Source organism: Pigmentibacter ruber (assembly GCF_009792895.1).
Lineage (GTDB): Bacteria > Bdellovibrionota_B > Oligoflexia > Silvanigrellales > Silvanigrellaceae > Silvanigrella > Silvanigrella rubra.
Genome location: NZ_WSSC01000005.1, coordinates 248,586 through 269,693, shown reverse-complemented (window position 1 = coordinate 269,693; position 21,108 = coordinate 248,586). Strand labels below are relative to the sequence as shown.

General features: G+C 30.5%; 16 protein-coding genes. 3 read left to right on the top strand and 13 right to left on the bottom strand.

Features of this window, described 5'->3' with window-relative positions:
* Window positions 1-129: 129 nt before the first annotated feature.
* Together GOY08_RS14895 and GOY08_RS14890 are read right to left on the bottom strand one after the other, a co-directional pair.
* Window positions 130-813: a hypothetical protein gene (locus GOY08_RS14895; protein ID WP_158999720.1), complete on the bottom strand. Its 684-nt coding sequence runs from the start codon at window positions 811-813 to the stop codon at window positions 130-132.
* A gap of 41 nt (window positions 814-854) precedes the next feature.
* A complete protein-coding gene (locus tag GOY08_RS14890) occupies window positions 855-2,612 on the bottom strand; it encodes a hypothetical protein (protein ID WP_158999719.1) in 1,758 nt (585 codons plus the stop codon).
* A 653-nt stretch (window positions 2,613-3,265) separates the two neighbouring features.
* Here GOY08_RS14890 and GOY08_RS14885 point away from each other — a divergent pair.
* Window positions 3,266-4,039 (top strand): substrate-binding periplasmic protein, encoded by a 774-nt coding sequence (locus GOY08_RS14885; RefSeq protein WP_158999718.1) that lies wholly within the window; start codon window positions 3,266-3,268, stop codon window positions 4,037-4,039.
* A gap of 1 nt (window position 4,040) precedes the next feature.
* On the opposite strand, the gene rlmN is transcribed toward GOY08_RS14885, so the two are convergent.
* The 6 genes from rlmN to lspA all read right to left on the bottom strand — a co-directional run bounded on the left by rlmN (window position 4,041) and on the right by lspA (window position 12,049).
* Window positions 4,041-5,162: a 23S rRNA (adenine(2503)-C(2))-methyltransferase RlmN gene (gene rlmN, locus GOY08_RS14880; RefSeq protein WP_158999717.1), complete on the bottom strand. Its 1,122-nt coding sequence runs from the start codon at window positions 5,160-5,162 to the stop codon at window positions 4,041-4,043.
* A gap of 10 nt (window positions 5,163-5,172) precedes the next feature.
* Window positions 5,173-6,084: an alpha/beta fold hydrolase gene (locus GOY08_RS14875; protein ID WP_235899680.1), complete on the bottom strand. Its 912-nt coding sequence runs from the start codon at window positions 6,082-6,084 to the stop codon at window positions 5,173-5,175.
* A gap of 18 nt (window positions 6,085-6,102) precedes the next feature.
* A complete protein-coding gene (locus GOY08_RS14870) occupies window positions 6,103-7,044 on the bottom strand; it encodes a ribose-phosphate diphosphokinase (protein WP_158999715.1) in 942 nt (313 codons plus the stop codon).
* Window positions 7,045-7,344: 300 nt separating this feature from the next.
* Window positions 7,345-8,853, bottom strand: coding sequence for a carboxypeptidase M32 (locus GOY08_RS14865; protein WP_158999714.1), 1,509 nt, complete (start codon window positions 8,851-8,853; stop codon window positions 7,345-7,347).
* Window positions 8,854-8,865: 12 nt separating this feature from the next.
* Complete coding sequence (locus GOY08_RS14860) at window positions 8,866-11,352, bottom strand: ATP-dependent Clp protease ATP-binding subunit (RefSeq protein ID WP_158999713.1); 2,487 nt, start codon at window positions 11,350-11,352, stop codon at window positions 8,866-8,868.
* Between the two features lie 70 nt (window positions 11,353-11,422).
* Window positions 11,423-12,049: a signal peptidase II gene (lspA, locus tag GOY08_RS14855; RefSeq protein ID WP_158999712.1), complete on the bottom strand. Its 627-nt coding sequence runs from the start codon at window positions 12,047-12,049 to the stop codon at window positions 11,423-11,425.
* 152 nt (window positions 12,050-12,201) lie between these two features.
* On the opposite strand from lspA, the gene GOY08_RS14850 reads away from it, so the two are divergent.
* Window positions 12,202-14,277, top strand: a complete 2,076-nt coding sequence (locus tag GOY08_RS14850) for a hypothetical protein (RefSeq protein WP_158999711.1) — start codon at window positions 12,202-12,204, stop codon at window positions 14,275-14,277.
* Between the two features lie 27 nt (window positions 14,278-14,304).
* On the top strand, window positions 14,305-15,003 hold the full coding sequence (locus GOY08_RS14845) for a Crp/Fnr family transcriptional regulator (protein WP_158999710.1): 699 nt from the start codon (window positions 14,305-14,307) through the stop codon (window positions 15,001-15,003).
* On the opposite strand, the gene GOY08_RS14840 is transcribed toward GOY08_RS14845, so the two are convergent.
* The 5 genes from GOY08_RS14840 to GOY08_RS14820 all read right to left on the bottom strand — a co-directional run bounded on the left by GOY08_RS14840 (window position 14,996) and on the right by GOY08_RS14820 (window position 21,083).
* Window positions 14,996-15,463, bottom strand: a complete 468-nt coding sequence (locus GOY08_RS14840; RefSeq protein ID WP_158999709.1) for a sugar dehydrogenase complex small subunit — start codon at window positions 15,461-15,463, stop codon at window positions 14,996-14,998. The genes GOY08_RS14845 and GOY08_RS14840 overlap by 8 nt on opposite strands.
* A 434-nt stretch (window positions 15,464-15,897) precedes the next feature.
* A complete protein-coding gene (locus GOY08_RS14835; protein ID WP_158999708.1) occupies window positions 15,898-16,530 on the bottom strand; it encodes a hypothetical protein in 633 nt (210 codons plus the stop codon).
* Window positions 16,531-16,682: 152 nt separating this feature from the next.
* Window positions 16,683-17,714 carry a chemotaxis-specific protein-glutamate methyltransferase CheB gene (cheB, locus tag GOY08_RS14830; protein WP_158999707.1) on the bottom strand — a complete coding sequence of 344 codons (1,032 nt, stop codon included), beginning with the start codon at window positions 17,712-17,714 and terminating at the stop codon, window positions 16,683-16,685.
* A 17-nt stretch (window positions 17,715-17,731) separates the two neighbouring features.
* A complete protein-coding gene (locus GOY08_RS14825; protein WP_158999706.1) occupies window positions 17,732-18,811 on the bottom strand; it encodes a chemotaxis protein in 1,080 nt (359 codons plus the stop codon).
* 34 nt (window positions 18,812-18,845) lie between these two features.
* Window positions 18,846-21,083 (bottom strand): chemotaxis protein CheA, encoded by a 2,238-nt coding sequence (locus GOY08_RS14820; RefSeq protein ID WP_158999705.1) that lies wholly within the window; start codon window positions 21,081-21,083, stop codon window positions 18,846-18,848.
* Window positions 21,084-21,108 lie beyond the last annotated feature (25 nt).

Sequence of the window (21,108 nt, the reverse complement as noted above, 5' to 3'; positions counted from 1 at the left end):
ATAATAAATAAATATTATTTTATTTATTATTTTATTATCTTAAAATTTAATTTTAACTTATTTTAAAGGAATTTTTAGAGGCTATTTTGAATTTAATGAATGCTTATTTTTTCATATGTTTTATTAATTTTAATTTTTTGGCATATATCCTATAGGCAAACCACTTTCCTCAGTATTTACCATGTAATAAGATTTTTTATCTGATTCATATACTAAATAAGCATCCATTCCAGCTGGCTTTGTTTGCTCATTCCAAGGGCTTTCAATAGTAATTTCTTCTTTAATATTAAAACCAACTTCTGACATTTTTATCATATTCACAGGTTCTATTTTCAAAATTCCTACTAAATTAGAATTATTATCGCTAAATAAATAGCCAATTTTACTATTAATTAGTCCATTTGTTAATTTTTTATTTTTCTCCATAACATCATGAATACTTATTTGAATATATAATTCATTGAATTTTTCTTTATCAATTATATAAAAATCAAATTCATTATCCCTTAACTGAAGGGCAATAACACTACCTATATTTTTCTTAAAATAATCAGTTGAATATGTTGTATTATCTATTCTACCTAAATTTTTTAATATTATTTCTGGAATATTGTTGATATCGTTATTTGTTATTTTATAAGCATAAATTGGCATATTTTTTATAAATTGGTGGTATGAATAATTATTAAACTGCGAAATTTGATCTATAATATTTTCTCTGCTTAAAACGCCTCGCGCAAGTTGTTCTTCTGTAATTGCAAAAGAATTCATTGATAATAAGTTCAGTAATAAAATAAATTTCTTAAATCTCATAAAATATCTCCTCTTTTAAAAATTGTAAAATATACTTATAATTAATTATCGCCCCAAATTTCTAAAATAAAGTCATTGCTAAATCCTTCTGGTGAAGCAATATAAGCTGATTGTCTTTCTAAACAAATTTCTTTATAGTTTGTTAATAAAACTTCTAAATTTATAATATAATTATTTTTAATTTTATTTAAGAATACTAAATCATGCCAGTATTGGTAAGCAAATCCAGATAACCAAAACTCTGATGTTCCTAGATTAGTATTTGTAGGACCATTGATTTTGTCTGAATACTTGTCACACATTAAATTAAAAGTTCCATTATGCTTATTTAAAGAAGTATTATCAGAGTTCTTAACTTTGAAATAAATATTTGTAAAATCTAATCCATCAGAAATAAAATTACTAACAGGAAAATTAATTGAAGAACGATTTTTTTGTCCATGATTTGGTTTACTATTTGAATTTATTTCAATAATTTTTTTTCCCATATATTGTTTTAAAACAGTTTCATCATACTTTGTTATATATTTTTCTTCTATTGATAATATCCCTTTTTCAATACATTTCTGAATATTATAATAACATTCCTTCGCAAAATTTTGATAAATGTTAATGTTTTTATATGCAGAATCAATAATTTCATTTAAGCTATCAACAACATCAAAAGCAATTCCTTTATTGCTTAACAACATTTTTGCAATACTAATATTTTTTGTTTCTTTTGTGACAAGATTTTCAATTTGTAATTTTAATTGTGATAACTTATACTTATCATCAGAAGAATCATTATTATAAAAATTTAATTCACTGCCATTTAAATTTTTTAGGTTTAAATTTTCATATTGAACTGTATTTACTCGTTCAATAATCCAACGAGAAAGTTCCACATTTTGGATTTCTTTTACATAGTCTTCAGAAATATATTTATTTATTTTATCAAGCAATATTTCACATTCTGCAAACTGGTCTAAAGTACACGAGGATTTTTGTAACCCTAATATTTTATTTAATTGAATAGATTCTCCACCCATTTGAATTCCATGAATACTTAAAATTGAATTTTGAAGTGCTTGATTATCAATTTTATTTATATTTGCATTTAATTTAAATTTATTATCAGCTATAACTGCATTCTGGACAACACCTATTTTTCCATCAAATTCACTGTGCGCAAATTTATTTTTAAATTTTATTTTAACTGTGATCATTATTTTTGAAGCATAAATCTGACTTAAAGCAACTTCGTCACCACATAATCTATTAAAATCATAATGGTTTTTTATTTTTCCATTGCTGTCAAAAAATTCGAGGATATCTTTTTTAAACGTTAATCCATTTTCATTCTCCTTTAACCTAATTTCTCCCAGTTTTGTATAGGAATAGTATGTCATTGTCTTACTTAAACGACTTGATGAAGCTTCCTGAATATATTGTAGCTCTGGTGTAATAGTTACTTCTTTTGTCGAAATAGATGAGCTTAATTTTAAATTTAAATTTGAAGTTAATTGTTCTTTGCTTAAATTATCCATCAAGTTAATTACTGTTTCTTGAGTATTTTTTGGATATTCAACTGTATAGTTTTCAATGCATTCTTGTGTATAAAATTTTCCCATTTTATTATAGCCATTACCAATATTTTGGTAAGAGTCTTCTCCATCCAATTTTGTGTCAACACTATAAAATTTGGTGAGATTTAATTTTTTGTCGTTTTCAACTAAATTTTCATTTTTTTGCTTTTTACATGAATAAGTAAAAATAGAGATGAATATTAAATAAAAATATGTAGTGTATGTAGACATAATAAATCCCTATTATTTTTAAAAATTATAAATTAATTTTTGTATTAATTGTTCAATTATCATTTAATTTTATTAAATAGATTAGAAAAATATTTAAAGTAATAAATTTTAAATTAGTAGTTTTTATTTTCTGCTTAATATTTTTTAACTAAACAGAATATAAAAACTACTTGCTATAAATATTTGAGTCAAGCTTATCTTTTATTATATTTTTATTATTTAATTAATTCAAATAATTATTTTTAAATATTATATATAATTTTAAATTAAATAATTTTTTTTAAAATTTATAATAATTTCATATATTTAAAATATTACTATAAATTTATCTATATAAAAAATTGCTTCTTAAACACTGTAAACTTAATTATTTTTATACCTGTTTATAATAGAATGATATCTAAATTTCAAACAGACAAATTATACAATGAGCTAAAGTTAAAATTTAAAAGAACATTAGATAAACTAACATTTTGCATTATACTTTCTATCCAGCAAATCTATTGAGCAACTATGGAATTTTTAAAGGTTCAATAAAAATTAGAATCACTATCCTTATCAAGTAAATAGTTTTCTGACACAATATATCCTTTCAATACTAGCTAAATTCAAATATCATTTTATTAGCAAAAAAAATTGTGGAGATATTACTAATGAAAAATCGATTTTTTATTCAGATTTTTATACTTTGCATAGCATTAATTTATGAAAACTATTTATTTTCTGAAGAAGTAATCCAATTTGAAACTGATATTTGGTGTCCTTATACATGTGATGAAAAAATATTTGGGATGAAAGGTTATGTCATAGACATAGCCGAAGAAATTTTTAAAGAAAATAATATTAAATTCATCTCCACTGTTGGACCTTGGGCTAGAATTTTAGTCAGAACGGAAAAAGGAGAAATTGATGCTTTAGGTGCAGCTTACAAAGAAGGGCGTGAAGATAAGTTTCTTTTTCCTAAGGAAGATTTTGGCAAAAGTGTGAATGGTTTTTTTGTCAATAAAAATAGTAATTGGTTTTATAAAACACCAGAGTCTTTAAAAGAAATTATTTTAGGCTCGAATCTAGGATATGTCTACGCTGGAAATATTGACTTACTTAGAAAGAATGTAAAAAAATTAGTTGAAACAGGCGGAGAAACAGCATTTCAAAAAAATTTAGAAAAACTTGTTCATAATGAGCTAGATTCAGTCATAGAAGAAACAACTGTAGCAAAGTACACAATAAAAATGCTTGAACTAGGGAATAAAATTAAAGAGGCAGGAACAATAGGAAACAAAACTGGAATTTATATTGCATTTACAAAAAATAAACCTACATCAAAAAAATATGTAAAAATGCTAGAAGAAGGTATTGTTAAATATAAAAAAAATGGGAAGTTTGAGCAGATTGTCAAAAAATACGGTCTTAAAATGGAAAAATAAACTATTGTTTTACTTTTTCTGCCAAATATTCTCTTCTACGCGCAAGAGCTACTGTCCTAGGTGGTAAATTAATTTCATCTTTTCTTTTTGCAGCTAATTGTCCACAAGCGGCACTAACATCTTGGCCTCGACTGTATCGAACTGGAGCGGGAATAGATCTATCGGCTAAATATTTTTGAAATATCCGCATTTGCTCAAAATCTGTGGCCACCATATTGGCAGCACCAGGATGTGGGTTCATAGGTATAAGATTTACTTTTGCTTTTAAACCATGCAAAAATTTTACTAATTTTTTTGCATGCTGCAGGGAATCATTGACTCCTTGAATCATAACATATTCAAATGTAATCCCATGTCGTGTTTGCACAGGATAATTTAGTAAAACTTGTTTCATTTGTTCTAAGGAATACTTTTTGTTTATTGGCATCATCTGCGAACGTTGTTCATTATCAGCTGTATGCAATGAAATAGCTAAAGCAACAGGAAGGTCTTTACCTAATTGTTCGATTTGCGGTAACAAGCCTGAAGTTGAGACTGTTACTTTATGTTTTGATAAACCAAAAAGCTTTGGATCAATTAATGCTTTGCATGCACCAACTACATTGTCATAATTATCTAAAGGCTCACCCATCCCCATAAAAACAATATTAGTAACAGAACGATTTAATATATTTCGCTCTATTAATCTTTTATTTGCAATTACAACTTGTGTTAATATTTCCCCAGTAGTCAGATTGCGAGTCAAACCCATTTTCCCTGTTTGGCAAAAGGTACAGGCCATTCTACAACCAACTTGGCTGCTAACACATAATGTAACCCTATTTTCAGAGGGCATAAGAACACATTCAGCAAATAATCCATCATGTAACTTTAGTAATATTTTTTCGCTCTCATCGCTCGATGGTAAAATAGTGTCAATAATGGGTAATCCCCAATCAAAATCATTTTGCAGTTTTTCCCGAATTTGTTTAGGTAAATTTGTAAAATGTTCTGGATTAAAAGTCTGTTTAATATAAAACCATTCTAAAACTTGTTTTCCACGAAAAGATTTTTCACCATTAGCTAAAAACCAATCGATCCAATTTTCTTCAGTTTGTTGTATTGCATATTTTTTTGTGAGCATAATGACCTTATTAAAAAAACAAGCTGATATCTTGTGCAAATTTTTCAGGCTCTTCAATTAATATTAAATGCCCAACTTCAGAATAAGTAATGAGTTTAGCATTCCTTATGTTGTTACTTAAAAAGGTAGAGTTTTCAAGTGGAATAATTTTATCCTCATCACCTGTTACGATTAAGGTTTTAGCATTAATATTAGACAGTTGCCCTACTCCATCATATGCACTTGATGCATAAAATTGAATTTCTCCATCCCTACTATGTTCAAAAGATTCTTCGGCTTTTGCTTTAACCATAGTCTTACACATCATTTCAAAAAGTAGTGGTGATGTGGTTAAGAATTTAGAACCAAAATACTTTTGCATATGTTTTTTTGTGGATTCTAAATTTTCATAATGATTTACATAAGTTAAACCATTTGTGGGGTTCATGTGTTCTGGCCAAGTTCTTCCAATACCACCAGAAGTCGTGCTTATTAAAAATAAATTTTTTACAGAGGAGTTATTTGCTGCAAGAGTCTGCACAATCATTCCACCCATACTTATTCCAAGCACTGAAAACTCATTTAATCCTAATTTTTGGCAAAAGAAATAAGCTAAAACAGCAACATCTTTTGCCATTTGCTCTACCGTAAGCAATTCATTTTGAGGTGGATAAACTATTGTTTGCCCACAAAAGCGATTGTCTAATGCAATTGTAGCTGTATTTGGTAAACTTTTTTCCAATTTTTTTCGTAAAGCACGAAAATCAAGTCGAGTTCTTTGATAACCATTTACTAGTATAAGGATGTTTTGAACGTCTTCTTTTGCAGGCTGATAATCAAATGCTATTTTAGCCCCTTCAAACTCTAAAAACTGGATACCCTCCTGTAAAAGTACAGGATTTTGTATTTCTAAGAATTGTGCTGAAAGGGTTGAAAAATCCATTTTTTTCAAAACAATCACCTATATAAACAAATTACTAATAGAATCAGAATTGTGAATTCTACGAATTGCTTTTCCAAGAAGTTCAGACACACTGAGTACTTCTATTTTTCCACAATTAGCAGCTTCTTCAGTTAAAGGTATGGTATCGGTGATAAAAAGTTTCTCAATACAACTATCCTTTAATCTTCCTATCGCTGGCCCAGAAAGCACGCCATGTGTAGCTGCAGCATATACTTTTAATGCTCCATTATCACGTAGTACTTTTGCAGCTGAAGTTAAGGAGCCTGCAGTATCACAAATATCATCAAATAAAATGGCTGTTTTATCTTTAACATCACCAATCAAATTCATAACTTGAGAGTCTCCAGGACGATCCCTGCGCTTATCAACAATAGCTAGACCACAACCTAAAACCTTGGCAACAGCTCTTGCTCTTTCTACTCCACCAGCATCAGGTGAAACCATAATTGGATTTTCGATTTTCATTTTTGCAAAATGTTCTACAAATACTGGTTTACTATAAAGATGATCTACTGGAAGATTGAAAAAACCTTGAATTGCTCCAGTGTGTAATTCAATAGAAAGTATTCTATGCACACCAGCACTTACGAGAAGATCAGCAACAAGTTTTGCAGTAATAGGAGTACGAGGAGTGCTTTTCCGTTCCTGTCTACTATACCCATAATATGGAATAACAGCAGTGATGCGTTGAGCGCTTGCTCTTCTTAATGCATCAATTAGAATAAGGAGTTCCATGATATTTTCGTTGGCAGGGCGGCAGGTAGGCTGAATAATAAAGACGTCACGACCTCTAACATTGCTTTCAATTTCAATCCGAGTTTCCCCGTCATTAAATTTACCAATAAGAGCGGTACCTAAGGGAACATCCAGGTATTGGCAAATTTTATTTGCCAAATCACGATTGGCGTTTCCAGAAAAGATAAGAAGTTCGCTTTCCATAAATTTTAACCCACTAAATTAGAGAAAAAGTGTCCTCAAAGTCACCTTTTCTCTATCGAGAAAAACCCATAAAAGCAACTTGAAATTAAAAAAGCGCTGCCTAGTTCTAGTGCAAATAGCAACCATCGATTCCTATTCCTTAGAATCAAAACCCTTCCTTAGGCAAACAGAAGACTTTTATCTCTGCATCCAAAGCGGTTTCTTTTCCTCCCATCCTTAGGAGTCATATGCACATGAACTGGGCAACGCTAAGCATTCTTTCGTCGTATTTGCAATTATATAAACAAGGAAATTAAGAATTTATGCCAAAGTCTTGATAGGAAATTTATTTTTTAAATAACTCATATAATGTTTAGTAGTTAATTTTTCAGATGTAGATTTTTCAAGTATCTCTTGGCTGTCATACATTTTACCATATTGGTAAAGGTTATCTGTTAACCAAGAACGTAACGGTAAAAACTGCCCATGCTTAATATCTTGTGCTAAATTAGGTAGAGCTTTTTTTGCCGCTGCAAAAAACTGTGCACTCATAATATTACCAAGCGTGTAACCTTGAAATTGTCCGCCTATCATTCCTGCATACCAATGCACATCTTGTAGACAACCTAAAGTATTATTTGGAACAGTAACACTTAAATTTTCTTTATACAAAGCATTCCAAGCTTCCGGTAAATCTGCCACTTTTAACTTATTTTCCAACATATCAATCTCAAGTTGAAATCTTATTAAGACATGTAAATTATAAGTTAATTCATCGGCTTCTGTTCTAATAAAAGAACGTTCTACTTTATTTATTTGCGCATAAAAAGATTCTAAAGAAACAGTCTTTAATTGTTCAGGAAAATATTCTACTAAAGTTGGATAAAAGAATTCCCAAAATTCATAACTTCTTCCTACTATATTTTCCCAAAGCCTCGATTGGCTTTCATGAACTGAACTAGAGGTACCTTCATATAAAAGGGACCCCTCTAGTTTCTTTGCAATTCCCATTTCATAAAAAGCATGCCCCATTTCATGAATAGTAGAGAATAAACTATCAGTAAAATTATATTCATCATATCTGGTGGTAATTCTTATATCACCGTAACTTAAATTAATCATAAAAGGATGCGCAGTTTTATCTAACCGACCTCTATTGAAATCAAAATTTAATTTTTTCAAAACAAAATGATTAAATTCTTCTTGTCGTGAAATAGGGAACTGTTTAGTTAAAATATCATTATTGTTTTGTGGATTATCTAAAACTGATTTCACAAAAGGTACTAATTCTTTTTTTAACTCATTAAATACTTGTTTTATATTTTCAGTATTAAAACCATAATCACTTTCAGAAATTAGAGGATCTGCTATATGGTCATAACTAAAAAAACTAGAATATTCTTTTGATAATTCTAAAGTTTTCTCGAGGTAAGGTTGAATTAATTTAAAATTATTTGTCTCTTTTGCTTTCATCCAATTTTCATATGAAACCGATTGATGTTCTGCCAAAGTTGCAACAAAACTAGCTGGAATTTTTATTGCCTTATTATAATTTCTTTCAATGACAGAAACATATCTTGACATATAAGAATTATTATTCAATATTGTTGAGTTATCTTTTAATTGTTGTAATAAATCACCAATATATGGATTTGTAAATTTATCGTGAATAATTTTTCCAATAGTAGCCATTTGTTTGCCTCTAGCAGAAAAACCATCATCCGGTAAATATGTACTTTGATCCCAATGTAATAATTTAGAAATTGAATTTAAATGTTCAATTTCTTCGATGATATTTGTTAGTTTTTGAAAAGCTTGATCAAAGTTCATTGCATTTTCCTGTTACTGAATTTTAACACTAATTTCATTGTTACCCTTTGCTAATGTGATTAATAATTTAGTCCCATTAACTTGTCCAGTTTCTTTATTTTTTCCTTTGGCAATAATTTCTTGCGCAATTCTGTTTTCAACTTCTGCTTCCAATAATCTTCGTAAAGGTCGAGCCCCATTTGTTGGACTAAATCCACGTTCAGCAAGAAATTTTTGAGCCTCAGGAGAAATATCTAACTTTAAACCTTGTTTACTTACTTTTACTGCTAATTTATCAATGTGTAATTTTAATATTTTTTCTATATCTTCTTGACTTAGCTTTTCAAATACAATGATTTCGTCTAAACGATTAATCAATTCAGGTTTAAAGGTTTTTTTCACTTCTCCCATTACTAAATCTGTGACTTCTTTATTTGTTAAATCTTTATCTTGGCCTCCCAAACCAACCGAACGTTTATTAGAACTGATATATTCACTTCCTAAATTACTTGTAAAGACAATCAAAGTATTCTCAAAACTTACTTTTTGACCTTCAGCATCGGTTAAGCGCCCATCATCTAAAATTTGTAAAAATAAATTAAATACATCTGGATGAGCTTTTTCTACTTCATCAAATAGGAGAACACTATATGGTTGTCTTTTAACTTTTTCAGTTAGCTGCCCTCCTTCTCCGTAGCCAACAAATCCGGGCGGAGAACCAATTAATTTTGAAGTCTCATGTCTTTCCATAAATTCGGTCATATCAAAACGAATCAAACGTTGTTCATCATTTAAAACATATTCTGCAAGAGCTTTTGCTAATTCAGTTTTACCTACCCCAGTTGGACCTAAAAAGAAAAAACTTCCAATAGGAGCTTTTCTTTCTCGCAGACCAATTCTATTTCTCCGCAAGGCATTAGCGACTGCTTGAATAGCTTGTTTTTGTCCAATTAACCGTTTTGCTAATTCATCTTCAATATGTGCTAATTTTTCAAGTTCTTCAGCTTGGAGTTTTTTTGCAGGTATTCCTGTTACTTTAGAAACCAGCTCAGCAATATCGTCCGCAGTAACAACTCGATCTTCTTGTTTCATTTCTGATTCCCATTGTTTCCGGCGCTCAGAAATTTTATTTTCTAAATTTAACAATTCCATTTGAGTACTAGCAACCATTGCAAAATCTTGGCGATTAAAATAATCGTTTCTTTCAATATCTTTTTTTGCTTTTTCTTGTTCTAGTTTTTGAATATCTGGTGGAATACTCACTACTTTAATCCGTTTTAATGCTCCTGCTTCATCGATCAAGTCAATTGCTTTATCAGGTAAACTTCTACTAAAAATATATTTTGTACTTAATTCAACAGCAGCATTTAAACTTTCTGGACTATATTTTATTTGATGATGTTTTTCATATTTTACAGCAATAGATTTTAATATTTCTTTTGCGGCTTCTATTGATGGCTCTTCAACTCTTATAGGTTGAAAACGTCTCTCTAAAGCTCTATCACTTTCAATGTATTGCTTATATTCTTTAAATGTAGTTGCACCAACACATTGAAGCTGTCCTGTTGCGAGTGAACTTTTTAAAATGTTTGAAGCATCAAGTGAACCAGCTGTTCTTCCAGCACCAACTACAGTATGAATTTCATCAATAAATAATATAATTTGGCCTTCAAGAGCAATAATTTCTTCTTTTACAGCTTTTAATCTTTCCTCAAATTCACCATGCATTTTACTTCCAGCTACCAAATCTGCCATCTCTAAACTGAGAACTCTTTTTCCAACAAGATGGTCTGGAACTTCAAGATCCACTATTTTTTGTGCAAGACCTTCTATGATAACTGTTTTACCTACTCCTGGCTCACCAATTAACACAGGATTATTCTTTTTCCTCCGCGATAAGACTTGAATAACACGTTCAATTTCATCTTCTCTAGAAGTAACTGGATCTAATTCTCCTCTTCTAGCCATTGCAGTGATATCTCTTGTATATTGTGTTAAAGCACTTTGTTTAGCTTCATCGTCCCTATTGGTGACTCTATGATTACCCCGGACATTTAATAATGCTTTTTTGGCTTCTTCATAAGACAATCCTGCTTTTAATAAAATTTCCCTACTACTAATTCGCGAATCAAAAAAAGCAAGAAATAAGGTACCAGTGCTGATGTAGGCATCACCAAAATTTTTTCTCTCCATATCTGCTCTTTCTAACAAAAAAGCAACTTCAGGAGATCCATACATTCCAGTAGGATCTCTTGATTGAGAAAAATGTGTGTCTTGTTTTTTTTGCAACTGATTTATACTATCGTAGATGCCATTTATTATTGTTGTTTTTACTATAACTTCATCCAATTTACATTCATCTGCAATTTTCAAAGCAATGGAATCTTTTTGTTCAAGAACAGCAAATAAGAGGAATTCAGGAATGAGCATTTTTACTTGTGCATTTAATGCTTCAGTGATACCTGCTTGGAATATTTCATTTACTCTATGGGTAGAATTTTTCAAAAATTGTTGAGCCATATCCGATATCTCCATAAGGTTCTGAAAGATCAGAATACTATATTGAAACATTTACGGATCTTGGCTTTTGTCAACCTTTTGCCAGTTTTTTCGCTTTGCGATTACGAATTTCATCAATAATTGTTTCTATGATTAAAATAGTAACACCTAAAGTAACCGCACAATCTGCAACATTAAATACAGGATAATCGTAATTCCAACCAAATAAATTCCAACTAAAATGAATCCAATCTATAACGTAATGCAACCAAACTCTATCAATAAAATTACCAGCAGCACCTGAAAAAATAAGAGCAATTCCCAAACGAGTTAAAATTAATTTAGATTTTGTTTTAAAAAAGAAAATTAATATAACTATCATAGCTGCACTAGTCAGAACATAAAAGAAGTAAGGACGGATGTTTTCAGGTAAATTTCCCATAAATCCCCAAGCTGCTCCTGTATTTCTTACATATGTGGTGTCAAAGTGCAGCCAATTTAGACCACTTTCTAAGTGAAATATTGCATTAGAAGTTTGAGTATACTCCCTTATATTAGTTAGCGATGACTCAATTAAGTAAGCTTTTTCAGACCACAATTTAGTTACCTGATCTAATAAAACCATTCCAAGAAACAAAAAGAGATACCCGCACATTGAAAAAATAGTTTGCCGAGAGGTGAGCTGTTTATCTTCTGAATTTGAATTAGACTTTTGCATTTAAGACCCTTTAATAAAAAACCAAACACGCATACAATTAAAGCATATTAGTTATGTTAGCAAGCTCTGATTGTGAAACCCAGAAGGAGCTGATATGAAAAACAGACTTAGCATCTATTTTCTCCATTTGCTCTGCCAACAGTAGGTTTAATATGAAAGAATTTTTATTGACAGATATTTTACAAAAAATGATGAGACAAAAGCAAAATCTAATTTCTATAAATCCAAAATTACCTAATTTTTTTACTGACATTTTTATACCTTCAATAGATGTTAACACTTCGATCCCTTTTTTACCTATCCGCTGTTTTCGGGATTTTAACATTCATACTGGAATAAACTCTGATTCAAATACTACTTTTTATTCCAGCGGAAGTACAAATAATATTCAAGCAAGACACGTATTTACTCCAGAAAGATTAGAATTATATGCTAAAAATTCATGCAGTAATTTTTCTGAATTTTTAACTACTCACAATTTTAACATAGCAACTCAAATTATAAGTTTAATTCCTCCAACAAATATTTGGCCAAAGAGTTCACTTGCAGCAATGATTGATATGTTTAGACTAAATGCATTTTCAATAACTTACTGTGATGTTGAATCTGATTGCCAACAATTAGTAAATTTATTAATGCAGGAAAAATTTCTTGATAATATATTAATTTTTGGTACAACATTTCACCATTTAATTGTCACTGAATATGTAAAAAAAAATAAAATAGATAATATTTTTAAAGGAAATCGCCTTGGCATTATTGACACAGGAGGCACGAAAGGACGCACTCAAAGTTTTACTTTAGAGGAAACTATTAAATTATTTCAAAATAGTTATGGCAATCCAAAAGACTTTCTCTTTTTATCTGAATATGGAATGTGTGAACTTGGTTCGCAAGCTTGGTCAATTAAAAAAATTCATGATGGTACTTTCAAATGTAATCACACATTAACACCAATAGCAGTTGATTTAAAAAAACAAGTTGCTTTAAGAGAAGGAGAATATGGATTTTTAGCCTTTTTTGATTTAGTTAATATGGATTCATGGCCTACTATAATTACTGAAGATATTGCTTGTGTAGTTAATACTAGTGAAGGAATATTTCATCTGCAAAGCAGGGCACCAGATGCAACACTGAAAGGTTGTAGTTTGAATGTAAAGGAGTCTTTCTTTTTTCTTAATATTCAAACTGAAGATCAAAATATAGAAAATAATGTTGAAAAAATATCTTCAGCAAAAAATTTTACATCTCCACAAGACATCCATAAATTTATTCAAAATTTAAATCCCAATATTTGGACACCTCATGGATGGTCTGATTTAGCAGAAACTTTATTAAGTTGGAATGAATTTATTTGCAATCAACCAACTAAATTAAACGATAAAAAAATATTAATAATTTGCTCTGCTAATATACCTATAACATGGATATATCCAGCAAAAATTGCATCTATGCTCGGAGCTAAATCTATTCATATTAAATTACCTTCAATTCGAAACGAAGATATTTTTGCAAATAGTGTTAGAAATAAGATAGAAGATTTAGTTAATAAACTCTCACCATATTTTTATCCTACAGAAATTTATTTAGAAAAAAATAAATCTATTTCTAAAGATTATAGTGACTTTGATTATGTTATCGTTTTTGGCTCTGATTCAACTATTTCAACATTTAGTAAACTTTTAAATAATTCAAAAACAAAATTAATTCCACAAGGTGATGTAAAAAATAGTTTGATTGTTGATTTACACTACTCTCCATTAGATGTAGCAAAATTATGTAGCTTATGGCATGGTAGGGGGTGTCTGACTCCTATCTGTTTGTTTATGACTGATAGAAGTGATGTACAAATTGAAGCATGGATTAATGAATTCCATTCAATTTTAGAAAATAATTTTTTTGAACGTTTTAAAGAAGAGGGAATAACACCAAAATATTTGCATGATAATCAATTACTTTATACCAAGGCTATAATTAAAAATCTAGGTCTTGAAATTGAGAAATCTATTTATTCAGGAAATTATACGCATGTATTTAATTTATCATCAGTTTCAAAAGAAGAAATCATGCATAGTCGCTTAGATTTTTCTTTTGGAGGCTGTGGTTTTGTTTATGTTTTAAATTCTTCATTAAGTAATACATTTCCTCAACTTTCCCATGAAAAAATTACTCCATCTTTATGTGATAAACATGGAGGAAAAACTTGGGAGGAATGGTTTAATTCGTAATGATTTATAATGGCAAAGGACTTGTTTGTGAAAAAATCTGAGTTTATAATTTCAACTAAAAAACTAGCAACTTTTTTTCCATCCTTAAATTCAGAGGAACTTGATTTATTATTACAAAGTTCCACTGAATTAAAAGTAAAACGAGAACAAAATATTTTTGTAGCAGGTGAAAAAGCTTACTCAATTTATTTTATTGTTTCAGGATGTGTTAAATTCACAAATGAGTGTGAGAAAAATAAATCTATTATTAGCTCTTTATCCAAAGATGGAGACTGTTTTGGAATTTTAGAGATGTTTTCCAAATCACCTTATTATGAAAGAACTTGCACAGCAATAACAAATTGTGAACTTATATCCACTCCACATGTAGCTATTACAGGTATTGGTGAAAAAAATTGCTCAGTTTATCTTGATTTTTTAAGGAAAGTTTGCAGCCACACCGGTATGCTTTATAATAGAATTGAAGGTGTTCGTTACAAAACAGCACGCCAAAGATTAGCTTCTTGTTTCTTAGAAATTTATCCTTATTTTACTAAAAGAGATCCTTCCAATAAAGTTTATTTAACGCGGAGTGATTTTTCTGATCTTTCTGATATGACACCTGAAACAGTAAGTCGGGTTTTTTCTGAAATTAAAAAACTAGGCGCTGTAGCAGGTAGTATTACAGATTTTGAAATTTTAGATATAAATTTATTAAAAGAAATTTCAGAGGAAAAACCTAACTAATTTTTTGCCTTCTTGACCAATACCCAAAACGTCCACCACAAATACCATGTGGTTTGATACCTTTTAATTTTGTCCAAGTATGTGAACCAGAATATGTGACTAATCTACTTATTCCATTCACTTTTACAATTCCTGTATACCAACTAATTAATATTTCTTTAGAAAGTTTTTTCAAATCTTTTCTTGTTTCAGGAATTTGATTTTGTAGATAAGTGTGTAATTCAAGTATTTTTCTTCTATTTTGTTTATTTGCTAAAATAAAATGCTCTAAATATTTTTTTCCCAGTTCTGCATCTAATTGTAAATCTGCAGTTAATTTTTCAGATATTTTCATAAATTTTTTAAATAATTCAATATCACTTTCTGACTCCATGATTAATCTATTATCAATTTCGTCTAGAGAGATTGGAAAATTCTTCACAAAATTTTTCATAAATTTCTTTTTTTTCAATTCTTTCATAGTAAACACCCTAAAATTTAGCCGTTAATTATCCTACTAAATGCAAAAAAGCGATTATTGATAAGAATTTATTGAATCCTCCTTTTCAAACTTTCTCTAAAAATATAAAGCAATAAAACAAAAGTTAAAATTTAAAAATTTAATTATTTATTGATTATTATTCAATATATTTAATGAAAATTTAATAAAAATTTATTAAATTTTCATTAATCAAACAAGTGTTCTGCTAAACTAATTATATTTTGCTTAGTGTCTAGCTTGTCTTGCGTATATCAGAAAAATTCAAAAAAGTAAAAGATAATATTATTTTTTTTACTTTCTTTTTTTTATTTTTTTTAGTTTAGAATTTTTTCAAAATTAAAGAAATTTAATAATATTGAATTTTAAAAATAAATCTATTTGCGAATTTTTTTTAAAATAGAATACCAAAAATATTATCTAATAAAATAAACAAAATTAATATTAGAATTAAATATTAAATAGCCACCTTGTTTACCCTGATATACTATACTTAAAAATGAACTATCATTAAATTTAATATAACCATATGAACCATACACTGAAAGACCCACACCAAAATCACGAAACAATTTATAAATAAATTTCAATTCTAACCCAGCATTCATGTTGTAGTCGACTTTTACTGATTGATAAGAATCGAAATAATAAAGATAAAAATGATTTTCAAAATGTGTGTATGGTGAATAATATGCATTTCCTAGCAAGTAAATATAGAAGGGAGATATCACTCGATATTTTATACCACTGACAAGACCCAATTGATATGAAGTTATATCAGAAGTTACTCCATAAATATTTGATTGAGTAAGATAAGAGGTTCTTTCAATTTTACCACTGCCACCAGCTATAAGATCAAATTGTTTATCAACGCTATACACAGGTAAAGTAAAAGTAACTTTTCCATTTCCACCAGTATAAAAATCTTCCAGCAAATAGTAACCAGAAAAACCACCTTCAACGAATAGATCATTTGATTTTAGTAATGCAAAACAATAATTAGAAAAAAAAGTTCCGTAAGTTAAGAAAAGAATAATTCGTAAGAGCATTAATTCTTTACATCTCCTAAAATATTTGAATTAATTCTAATTTAAACTATGCAATATTTTTTAGCAAATTTTATTTTATGCTTATATTTGTCTGACAACTAGGAAAACAAGTAAGCTAAACTTACTTGTTTTCCTATCTTTTGTCATAAGAATTAACTAATTAACTTCCCAGTAACTATTTTATTTATTGCTGCGGCCATATCTTGTAAGTCAAATTCAAAGTTTGCAGTTCTAGCTTCGATAGCTGCTTTTGGCATACCATAAACAACGCATGAACTTTTACTTTCAGCTAAAACCATTCCGCCCCGAGTGCGCACAGTTTTACCACCATCAGCGCCATCTCTTCCCATACCAGTTAAAATCACAGCAAGAAGCTCTTTTCCAATAACTTCAGCTGCTGATTGAAACAGAACATCAGCAGAAGGTTTGTGTAATAAATTTTTTGGTTCTTCACTAAGGCCACAAAAAATTCTTGTTCCCATCTTCTTTACAAGAACATGTTTGTCTCCAGGAGCAAAACAAATTTCTCCTGGGCTTAAGGTATAATCTTCTTTTGCAACAGAAGTCTTATGTTTTGTTTGTTGAGCGATTCGTTCAGCTAAAGAAGCGACAAAGGCAGCTGGCATATGTTGCACAACAACTATTGGCACTGGCATAACAGGTAAAGCACTAAATAATTTATGCAGAGCTGCTGGACCCCCTGTTGATACCCCTAAAACTATAGCTTTTACATTTTGATGTGGCAAAGAGGCAATTGGAACACTTTGTTTATATGTATTTTCGCCTTTGCGTTTTTGAGTAACATACGCATAAGCATTATTTACTCTTTCTTTTAGCATATCTGGTGTAAAAGATTTTCCAATTTCAGTTTTAGGAATATAGTCAAAAGCACCTTTTTCTAAAGATTGAAGAGTTGCTGATGCAGCTTGATTTGTTAATGTAGAACACATGATAATGGCAGCATCACATGTCTTTTGAAATAAAGGTAACGCCTGCAAACCTGACTTACCTGGCATTTCTATATCAAGAGTAATAACATCAGGTTTTAATTTCCCAGCCAATTCTAATCCTTCTTCTGCTGACTTTCCTATTCCAGCGACATGAAACCCAGCGCTTGTTAACATTTGCGAAAGCATTGCACAAACTGTAGGTGAATCATCAACAATAAGAACATTAATAGCCATAAAAGGACTCCAATTTATTATGAGGCTGCATCTAAATCATCAGATTCGTTCATACCATTTGTTCTATCTGTTTCTTTTCTATCCATTAATTTGCGCCAAACACGATTTACAGTTGCAATAAGAGCATCACCATTAAATTTCACGACATATTCATCTGCGAGTGATTTCACAGCATCTTGATTTGCTCTACCAGAAAGAGATGTATGCATTATTACAGGTATGGAGCTTAATTTTGGATCTTTTTTAATTTCTTGAGTAAATGCATGTCCATCCATACGTGGCATTTCTACGTCTGAAACAACTACTTGGACTAAATCTGTAACATCTCTTCCATCTTTTTTTGCTTGATCTAAAAGAGCTTGCAAAGTAAACAATCCTTCCTCACCATCAGTTGCAGTAATGACTCTATAACCATGTTGAGTTAAGAAAAGTTCGACTTGAGTTCTTGCAGTTAAACTATCATCCACAACCAATACAGTTCTTGTTTCGTCTGTGTTACCTGGAATTCTGTTATTTTGTTTGTCTTCAGAGAATTTATTCAATGCATATGTTTCACCGTTAATCTCTGCAACTATTTTTTCAAAGTCCAAAATAAGTAACATCAAATCTCGCTCATTATCAGGACCTTTTGCTAATTTATGCATTCCTGTGACACAACCACCTTCCCGTCCTATTAAACGGGTAGGTGGAAGAATTGCTTCCCAAGAGATACGCCGAATGCGCATTGCTTGGTGCACAACAAATCCTGTTACAAGACTATTAAATTCACAAATTATAATATTATCAGTTGGTCTTAATGCGTGATTTTGATAACCTAAATATTTAGCAAGATTTACAATAGGAATAGCTTCTTCTCTTAGTTCAAGAAGACCTTCGATACATTCATGAGAATTTGGCATTTTAGTAAATTGACTGATTTTATTTATTTCTCTTACTTTAGCAATATTTATACCATAAATACCTTCATATGCATTAGGGTGTGACATGTCAGCACCGACAGGGTAGTCCTTCAATCTAAAGTCAACAAGCTCAAACTTGTTACTTCCTATTTGAAGCATTCTTTCTTCTTTTTTGCTTTTGGCGATATAAATTGCCATTAGACTCTCCTATCTAGCCCATTCACAGCTTATCTCAAGCCGCTGCTTTATCTTCGGTATGACAAGCTGCATAATAAAGTTCTTTCGGCTCTAAAACTAAGACCACAGAACCATTACCCATTATACAAGCCCCAGTAAATACAGGGATATTTGCCAGGAACCCTCCTAAAGGTTTAATCATAATTTGTTCTTGCCAGTATAAAACATCTACTAAAATACCAACTTTCAAACCATCAATTTGTACAATCACCACAGGGTTTGTTAATCCATCATCTTTTTCTTTTTGATTAGATTGTGAATCAGAATTATCATCTTCATTTTGATTAAGCCGTTTCTTTTCTTGTTGAATAAATTTATCTAATATAGAAGCTCTTAAATTAACAACTTCATTTAATCTTAAGAGTGGAATCACTTCACCACGTAAATTTATACTTGGTTGATTATTTAAATTAACAACATCTTTCTTTTCTGCCCTAACAGTTTCTGTAATTACTTCTTGTGGTAAAGCATAAGTTTCACCATCAACTCCTATTAAAAGAGCTTCAATTACGGCTAAACTTAGTGGCAAAATAATTTTAAACTCAGTTCCTTGTCCAGGATTAGTATCAACAAAAATGGAACCACTAGATTTTCTTATGTTGTTACGCACAACATCCATTCCCACTCCACGTCCACTAACGTCAGTAATTTCTGCAGCAGTTGAAAATCCACTATGGAAAATAAATTCAATTATATCTTTCTTACTAAGCATATCTGCTTGTTCTTGAGTAACAATTCCTAAGTTAACAGCTTTATTTTTAACCCTATCAAGATCAATTCCATTACCATCATCCCTGACGACAATTTTAACGTTATTACCTTCATAGCCAGCTTTGAGCAATAAAGTACCAGTATCTGGTTTGCCACGTTCTTTTCGTGTCTCAGAATTTTCAATACCATGATCTATAGAGTTACGAATTAAATGCATAATAGGGTCAGAAATTGCTTCACTAACTGTTTTATCTAGCTCAGTTTCTTCACCTTCAATTACTAAATTTACTTTTTTATTTAGTTTTTTAGCTACATCACGCACTAGACGAGTATATTTTGTAAATACACTACCTACAGGAACCATTCGAGCATTCATTACACTTTCTTGTAAGCGTGCAGATAGGCGTGTTACGTGGCCTGTTCCTTCTTTAAATCCTTTAGTAATTTCATTCTCTGGAAGAACTTCTTCTAATCTATTTGCCAAGTGAACAAATAAGTTTTTGACTGTAATTAATTCACCAACCAAATTCATTAATTGATCTAGTTTTTCTTTCTTTAAACGAACAAAGTCATTGGCATCATTACTACCATGCGCAGCATCTTGTTTTGCTGCTGCTGGTGCTCCCGGTTTTCCAGCTGCTGGGGTTGCAGGTTTTGCTGCAGCTGGAGTCGCCGCTGCTGCAGGCTTTGCTGCTGCGGCTGCTGGTGCCGCTGCTGGTGCAGGTTTAGCTGCTGCTGCAGGTGCAGGCGCTGCACCTCCTCCTTTATTTCCGCCGGCCATACCATCCATTTCTATTTTTACGTTACTGGAACCAATTGCAAACTCAAAAATATCTTGAACTGTTTTAAATTCAGCCATAGAAACGAAATTAAAAGTAAATTCAAAGTAACAACGTTCTGGCTCAATATCTGTTAACGCAGGAATTCTCGCGGTATTTGTAAAAAGGGAGAATGTTCCGGATGAAATATCACGACAATTTAACACTAGAGTAATTGGATCTATTCCTGTTAAGAAAAATTGATCTGCACCAGTAATAGAAATGTGAAAAGGGCATTCGCCTGGTTTTATATTTTCTTGAGTTGGAGGAGGCGCAACTTCTCCTGCAGCAACTTTTTCTTGTAATTGTTCACCAGTAATTTCTTTAAAGTCACATAATTGTCTTACTATATCAGAGTTATCAAAGGATGCTAAATTTTGTTTCTTTTGGGCTGCATCCATCATTTCTTTTAATCTATCAAAACAACGTAACAATGCGGAAAAAACTTCTTCAGTTGGATCAAGTTTTCCTTCACGCATACGATCCAAAAGGTCTTCAGCATGGTGAGTTAAGTCTGCTATTTCTCTCAAACCAAATACACCACTAGAACCTTTTAAAGTATGAACTTCTCTAAACAAATTTTTTATTATTTCCAAATCACCAGGAGTTTTTTCTAGAACGAGAATACAGCTGTCAATATGCTCAAAAACTTCTCGCATTTCTTGGAAGAATATTTCCTGCATTTGCTCTTCATTATAACTCACAGCTTAGCACCTCATCTCCTGATAA